We start from the raw sequence: 7243 nt of genomic DNA on the forward strand, positions 1-7243 counted from the left end.
TCCATGGACCTTCGGGCCGGGCAACCGACCGCGCCCGGCGCCCCCTCGCGTCGAGGCCCGGCGTCCGTCCGCTCAGCCGGCCCTGGTGTAGCTCAGTATCTGGTTCTCGTACTCCTTGTCGTCGGTGCTGGCGGCGAGCACCCGCTTCACCTTGCCCTTGAAGTCGACCACCAACGCCTCGTAGCCGGCGCTCTGCCTCCGCCAGGCCACGATGTGCCGGTCGTCGTACCAGCCAAGGATCCGCTCGGTCGCGAACGGGATCCGAACCTGCAGCTTCGCGTCGGCGTCGGTGGACCGAAGGCAGATCTCCGCGGTCTCCCCGCAGTACGTGACCATCAGCGTGCCGGATGGGCTGACATGGTCACCCTCGACCCAGACCGGATCGCCCACGTCGGAAAGGGTCTGCAGTACGGTGCCCCGCAGGTCGTAGAAGCGGATGCGATTGGTGTCCTTGGTGACCGCCCAGCTGCCGACCGCCCGGCTGTCATTCCGCCAGAAGTAGCTCCATTCCCCGATGTCCTTCTCCTTCACCCGGACGACCGAGGCCTTCTTCGTGGCGATGTCGATGATCGCGTAACCGTAGACGCGGGTGTCCTTCTTGATCGTCTCGAACAGGGTGACCAGCCCCTTGGTGCCGTCCGGCGACCAACGCGGGTAGAGCGAGACGGTCGGCTCCTTGGCGATCTTTATTTCGCTCTTCGTCCCCGTCTTGTGGTCGACGATCGAGACGACCTCGTAGTTGTCCGAGTCGTAGTAGCGGTTCACGGCGAGAGCATGGGTGCCGGCGGGGTTCAGCCTGTAGTAGGCGTGCGATTCGTCCTTGACGAACCCGTTGGTACCGGCCTTGCGGACGTAGGTGTGGCGGACGTCTCCCTTCCACACGCTGTAGGAGGTGAGCTTGATCGGGTCCTTGTCGCTCTCGTGGATCGTGATGGAGGTGGCAGGCAGTTTGATTTTCTGGTCCGCGGGCGGGATCGCGGAAACGGCCGGGGCAGGAGTGAGGGTGGGGTTGGCGGTGGGGTTGACGGTGGGGTTGGTGGCCGCCCGCGAGCCGGTGCCCGTTCCGGGGATGGTTCCGTTCTGGACCACCACTGTGATCGTCACCGCGACGAGCGTGAGCGCGAGCCCGGCGCCGGACGCGATCCAGACCCGGCGCATGCGCCTTTTCCGGCCGGGGGACGGCTGCGCCCCCGGCGTGGCCGGAAAGACCGCTCCCTGAGGCGTGCCCCCGTACGGCGGCGGGTACCCGCCCGGCCCGGTTTGGTGAGCCGCATACCTTCCTGGCTCGGTTTGGTGCGGCGGATAGCCGCCCGGATCGACCTGGTGCGGGTATCCGCCCGGCCCGGTTTGATGAGGCGCATACCTTCCTGGCTCGGTTCGGTGCGGCGGATAGCCGCCCGGATCGACCTGATGCGGGTATCCGCCCGGCCCGGTTCGGTGCGGCGGATAGCCACCCGGATCGACCTGATGCGGGTATCCGCCCGGCCCGGTTTGGTGTGGCGGATAGCCACCCGGTCCGGCCTGATGCGGGTATCCGCCCGGATCGGCCCAGTGCGCCGCGTACCCGCCCGGTCCGGCCTGGTGGGGTGGGTGGGGGCCTGTCCGGTACGGCGCCCCGGTCTGTGGTCCGCCCGGGTAGGGGTGATGCTCGGGTTCGGTCCGCTGGGCCGCGGCGGCCACGCCCTCGGCGAGCATGCCCGGGGCCGAGGCGAAAGGCGACGCGCCCGGACCGCCCAGACCGTCCTGCGCGCCCGGACCGCCCAGACCGTCCTGCGCGCCCGGACCGGCGTGGCCCAGCAGGCGCATCAGCGCCTCACCCGCCGTCGGACGCAGGCTCTCGTCCTTGGCCAGACACCGCCCCACCAGGTCACGCAGCGCCGGATCGGCGATCCCCGACAGATCCGGCTCGGCGTTGAGGATCCGGTTGAAGATCGCGGGCAGGCTGTCGGCACCGAACGGCGGCCGCCCGGTGGCCGCGAAGACCATCGTGCCCGCCCAGGCGAACATGTCGGCGGCCGGACCCGCGGCCTGCCCCGCGAGTTGCTCGGGAGTCATGTAGGCGGGTGTGCCGATCGCCGTCGAGGTCAGGGACGAGGTGCGATCCAGGGCCTTGGCGATGCCGAAGTCGATCACCCGGGGGCCGTCGGCGGCCAGCAGCACGTTGGCCGGCTTGAAGTCACGATGCACGATCTCGGCCTGATGGATCGCCACCAGCGCGGTCACCGTACCGATCGCCAGCCGGTGCAAGGACGTGCCCTCACGGGGACCCTCGGCACCGACGACATGTTCGAGCGTCGGCCCCTCGATGTACTCACTGACGATGTAAGGCCGCTGCTCCTCCATCCCGGTCTCGATCACCGCGGCGGTGCAGAACGTCGCCACCCGCCGGGCCGTGTCGACCTCACGCACGAAACGCTCCAGCGCCTCCCTGTTCTGGGCCAGATCACCACGCAGCAGCTTGACCGCGACCTGAGCCCCCGCGGGGGCGACGCCCAGATACACAGTCCCCTGACCGCCCTCGCCCAGGCGCGCGGTGAGCCGGTACTCCCGCACCTTCTCGGGGTCCCCGGGCCGCAGAGGCACAAGGTCCGGCATGACGACATCCTCCTTCACGTCATGAGCACCCACGTGAGACCTCGTACGGGCTCAGCGCCAAAAGTTCAGGATCACAGGGCCCACTTGTGCCTCACTTGGAAGCCGGCGGAAACACCTGGCCACGAGGGGGCTGTCGACCGGCAGGGCACCGACCGTACGGCTACCGGACCGCCTCCATCCTGGGCGGACAGCGTCCCCAACCCCTGAGATCCCTGACCTCTCCCTCCCATATGGCCCCCGCCTTCCCCGGCGCGGGCCGTGCCTGCCCTCCCCCTCCAAACCACCCCCCTGAATCGGTAACCGAGATTCATATTTGTTACGGTTCTGTCGTGCGATTGACGAAGTTCACGGATCTGGCACTCCGGGTGACCATGCGGCTGGCGGTCGCCGAACCCGGCACGGTCCTCACCACCAGACAGGTGGCCGACGCCATGGCCATCCCCTACACGCACACGGCCAAGGCCATCGCACGCCTGCAGCATCTGGGGGTGGTGGACGCCCGCCGGGGGCGCGGCGGCGGGCTGGAGATGACCGGCTTCGGCCGTAAGGCCTCGCTGGGATGGCTGGTCCGCGAGCTGGAGGGCGAGGAGGAGGTGGTCGCCTGCGAGGGCGACACCCCGTGCCCGCTGCGGGCGGCCTGCCGCCTGCGCGGCGCACTGCGCGACGCCCAGCGGGCCTTCTACGCGGCGCTCGACCCGCTCACCGTGGACGATCTGGTCACCTCGCCGACCGGCCCGGTGCTGATCAATCTTTCCTGAGACCCACCCTCCCTTTCGTCACGCATTTTAATATGAAGATCATTTACCAATTAAAGGAGAAGAGATGCTTTCCGTTGAATCGGCAACGACGGTCCGGACCACGCTGCCCGCCGTCCAGCGGGCCCTGGAGGAGATCACCGGGCGGTTCTACGCGACGATGTTCGCCGACAACCCGGACCTGCTGAGGAACCTCTTCAACCGCGGCAACCAGGCCAGCGGGGCGCAGCGCCAGGCACTGGCCGGGTCGATCGCCGCCTTCGCCACCCTGCTGCTCGACCGGCCGGACGAGCGGCCCGACGCGCTGCTCTCCCGCATCGCGCACAAGCACGCCTCGCTCGGGGTCACCCCCGACCAGTACCAGATCGTGCACAAGTACCTCCTCGCCGCCATCGCCGACGTGCTCGGCGACGCCGTCACCCCCGAGGTCGCGGCGGCCTGGGACGAGGTCTACTGGCTGATGGCCAACGCGCTGATCGCGCTGGAGGCGCGACTGCTGCGCGAGCCCGGCGACCCCTGGCTGCGCGCCACGGTCCTGGAGCGGCGACGCCAGACACCGGACACCGTCTCCTTCACCCTCGCCCCGTCGATCCCGCTCGCCTTCGCCCCCGGGCAGTACATCAGCGTCGGGGTCACCCTGCCCGACGGGGCACGGCAGATCCGGCAGTACAGCCTGTCGTGCGCCCCCGAGCGCGGTGACTGGCGGATCACCGTCAGGTGGGCCCGCGGGTCAGGACCCGACGGCGAGGTCTCCGGGTGGCTGCACGCCAACGTCCAGGCCGGGGACGAGCTCACCATCTCGGCGCCGTACGGCGACCTGACCCTGGCCCCGGGGGACGCCCCGCTGCTGCTCGCCTCCGCCGGGATCGGGATCACCCCCATGCTGTCGATGCTCGACCACCTCGTGGCCACCGGCTCCACCCGCCAGGTGATCGTCGTTCACGCCGACCGGAGCCCCGCCGACCACGCCCACCGCGAGGAGCTCGTCCGGCTGGTCGCCGAACTGCCCGGCGCGACCCTGCACCGCTGGTACGAGGAGGCGGGCGCGTGCTCCTGCGACCCCGCGCCCCGTATCGGGTACGCCGATCTCGGCGCGATCGACCTGCCCGACGGCCTCGTCGCCTACCTGTGCGGCCCGCTGCCGTTCATGCGCGGCGTGCGCGCGGACCTGCTCCGCCGCGGGGTGCCCGCCCGCGACGTCCACTACGAGGTCTTCGGCCCCGACCTCTGGCTCGGTCAGGACTGAGCACGCTCCCGGCCGACGGGGACGCTCGGCGCCGGCGGTCGACACGGCACGCCGGCGCGGCGGCCACCGGGACACCGCGGATCGAATTCGCGGCCTTTTCCGCCGCCGCCTTTCCAGGCGCCGTCGTCTCATATATCGGCAACAGAATCGGGGCTCGAAGTTGGCATCGACTTAAGAATGTCTTGGCATCCTCCGGCCAAGCCCGGAGGGGAGGGAACCGGTGTTAACGGCCCCGCCGCGGCACAGGCCATATTCGACGTCGAGGGATTGACACAAAGACAGCGCAGGGTGAGATGATGCGTCTCGCTGCTCCGGCCGGAGCAGCGGATATTCCCTCCGGCAGCCCTGAAGAAAAAACTCCCCACACGATTCGAAGCCGACCTGCCGAAACACCGTCCGCCCTTTCCGGTTAATCGGCACGGCTTCATATCGAGCGTTCGTCGCAAAAAATCCCGTACCGCACGACCGTAGAGAAAAGGCCCGGCAGGATGAACACACCCCCTGTTTTCACACCGGACTTCTTCCAGAATCCTTATCCCACCTACAGATGGCTCAGAGAGAACCATCCCGTTTTCCGGACGACCATTCCGTTCACCGATGTCGGCGTGTGGCTGGTCAGCAGGTACGAGGATGTCAGGGAGGGTTTCGCGGACGCCCGCCTCAGCAGCGACTATCGAAACGCGTCCCCCGCTTTCACCGAAGCCTCGCTGGCCTTCGGCTCAGGGACGATCGCGGAACGCTCCATGGTCAATCTGGACCCGCCGGACCACACGAGGCTGCGGAAGCCGGCGACCGCGGCCTTCAGCGGCCGGAGAGTCGCCCAGTGGGAAGCGGCCATCGAGAAGATGACGGATGCCCTCCTGGGCGCCGTGCCGACGGGCGAGCCCGTGGACGTCATGAGCCACCTCGCCACCCCGCTCTCGGTCGGGCTGATCTGCGACGTCGTGGGCGCCCCGCCCGGCGACCGCGCGAGGCTGCGGGAATGGGGAGACCTGATGTTCACGGCCGACCCGGCCGAGCGTCACCTGGCGCACGGCGCCATCGAGTCCATGCTCGCGTATACCGGCGACCTCATTCTTCGGAAGAAAGACGACCTGGGCGCCGACCTGCTGTCCGATCTGATACGAGCGAGCCAGACCCCCGGGGCGCTCGACGAGGACGAGCTTCTCACCACGGTGTTCGGAATCATCGTGGCCGGATACGAAACGTCCATACGCCTGGTCGGAAGCACCTTCCTGGCCCTGCTGGACCACCCGGAACAGCGTTCACTGCTACGTCGGGATCCCACGCTCATCGATTCCGCGATCGAGGAGGTGCTCAGGTACGACGGCCCCACCGCATCGCCCATGTGGCGTTTTCCCACCACGGACGTGGAGATCGCGGGAGTCACGATACCGGCGCACGAGCCGATCCTGCTGCTGGTCGGATCGGCGCACCGGGACTCCGCCCACTATCCGGCTCCCGACAGTTTCGACATATCGCGGGAAGACAAGCGCCACCTGGCGTTCGGGCATGGAATTCATCGCTGCGTGGGGGCACAGCTGGCACGCCTGGAAGCGAAGATCGTCATCGGCAGGACGCTGGGCCGGTTTCCGAGGATGTCGCTGGCCGTTCCCCGGGGCGATGTCCTGTTCGCGCCGTCTTTGATCATGCGTGGCCCGGCACACCTGCCGCTGGTCTTTGAGAACTGATCACCCGCACGAGAAGGCGGATGTGCGCGACCTGGCTCCGGACCCCCGCCTGGAGAAGGTGGAGGTGCTCACCTGTTTCATGATGGGCCACGACTTCTGGCCGCGAGAGCGGTGCGTGGCCTCGCTGCGCCGGCTGCGCGAGGCGTTCCCCAACGTCCGGAGGTTCCTGCTCGGCGACACGGCGCGGACCACCGGCATCCCCGACCGGGACAAGCCCGTGTTCACGCTGGCCTTCGAGACGGCCCATGACCTGATGGGCGTCTACCTGCCCACACTCGCCGAGTGGGAGGGCGTGTTCGAAGAGAGCGGCTGGAAGTTCCTGAACGCCCGCGTCGTGCGGGTCCCCGCCGACTCCGTCGTCTACGAGCTGGCCTGACCGGGCCGAGATCCGGCCTTTCCAACGAATGTTGAGGAGCTTTAATGATCCGATCCGTGGTTATCGTGGGCGGTGGTACGGCCGGATGGATGACGGCCAGCTACCTGATGGCGGCGTTCGGCGACCGGATCGACGTGACCCTGGTGGAATCGCCCCAGGTGAAGCGGATCGGTGTCGGCGAGGCCACCTTCAGCACCGTGCGGCACTTCTTCGACTACCTCGGTCTTGACGAGGCCGACTGGCTGCCGAAATGCGCCGGGGGCTACAAGCTCGGCATCCGCTTCGAGAACTGGAGCGCAGCGGGCGAGTACTTCTACCACCCCTTCGAGCGGCTGCGCGTGGTGGACGGATTCTCCATCGCCGACTGGTGGCTCGAACTGGGCGACCGCAGCAAACCGTTCGACCGCTCCTGCTTCATCACCTCGGCGCTCTGCGAGGCCAAGCGCTCGCCGCGGATGCGCGACGGGTCGCTGTTCGCCTCCGAGCTGGACAGCCCGCTGGGCCGATCCACCCTGGCCGAGCAGCGGGCCCAGTTCCCCTACGCCTACCACTTCGACGCCGACGAGGTCGCCAGATACCT

6 protein-coding genes are annotated in these 7243 nt (G+C 68.4%); 5 read left to right on the plus strand and 1 reads right to left on the minus strand.

Translation table 11 applies throughout. From position 1 onward, the window contains the following. Positions 1–72: 72 nt before the first annotated feature. On the minus strand, positions 73–2595 hold the full coding sequence (locus tag ABT061_RS43185) for a serine/threonine protein kinase (RefSeq protein WP_350929279.1): 2523 nt from the start codon (positions 2593–2595) through the stop codon (positions 73–75). Positions 2596–2924: 329 nt separating this feature from the next. Here ABT061_RS43185 and ABT061_RS43190 point away from each other — a divergent pair, with 329 nt between their 5' ends. The 5 genes from ABT061_RS43190 to ABT061_RS43210 all read left to right on the plus strand — a co-directional run. After that, complete coding sequence (locus ABT061_RS43190; RefSeq protein ID WP_350929281.1) at positions 2925–3353, plus strand: RrF2 family transcriptional regulator; 429 nt, start codon at positions 2925–2927, stop codon at positions 3351–3353. A 64-nt stretch (positions 3354–3417) separates the two neighbouring features. Beyond that, a complete protein-coding gene (locus ABT061_RS43195) occupies positions 3418–4596 on the plus strand; it encodes a globin domain-containing protein (protein WP_350929283.1) in 1179 nt (392 codons plus the stop codon). Positions 4597–5201: 605 nt separating this feature from the next. Continuing rightward, positions 5202–6287, plus strand: a complete 1086-nt coding sequence (locus tag ABT061_RS43200; protein ID WP_350929286.1) for a cytochrome P450 family protein — start codon at positions 5202–5204, stop codon at positions 6285–6287. 22 nt (positions 6288–6309) lie between these two features. Further along, positions 6310–6663, plus strand: a complete 354-nt coding sequence (locus ABT061_RS43205; RefSeq protein ID WP_350929288.1) for a hypothetical protein — start codon at positions 6310–6312, stop codon at positions 6661–6663. A 44-nt stretch (positions 6664–6707) separates the two neighbouring features. Beyond that, positions 6708–7243 (plus strand): tryptophan 7-halogenase (locus tag ABT061_RS43210; protein WP_350929290.1); only part of this gene is annotated, 536 nt, incomplete at its 3' end.

The sequence above is a fragment of the Streptosporangium sp. NPDC002544 genome (assembly GCF_040295965.1).
Classification (GTDB): Bacteria; Actinomycetota; Actinomycetes; order Streptosporangiales; family Streptosporangiaceae; genus Streptosporangium.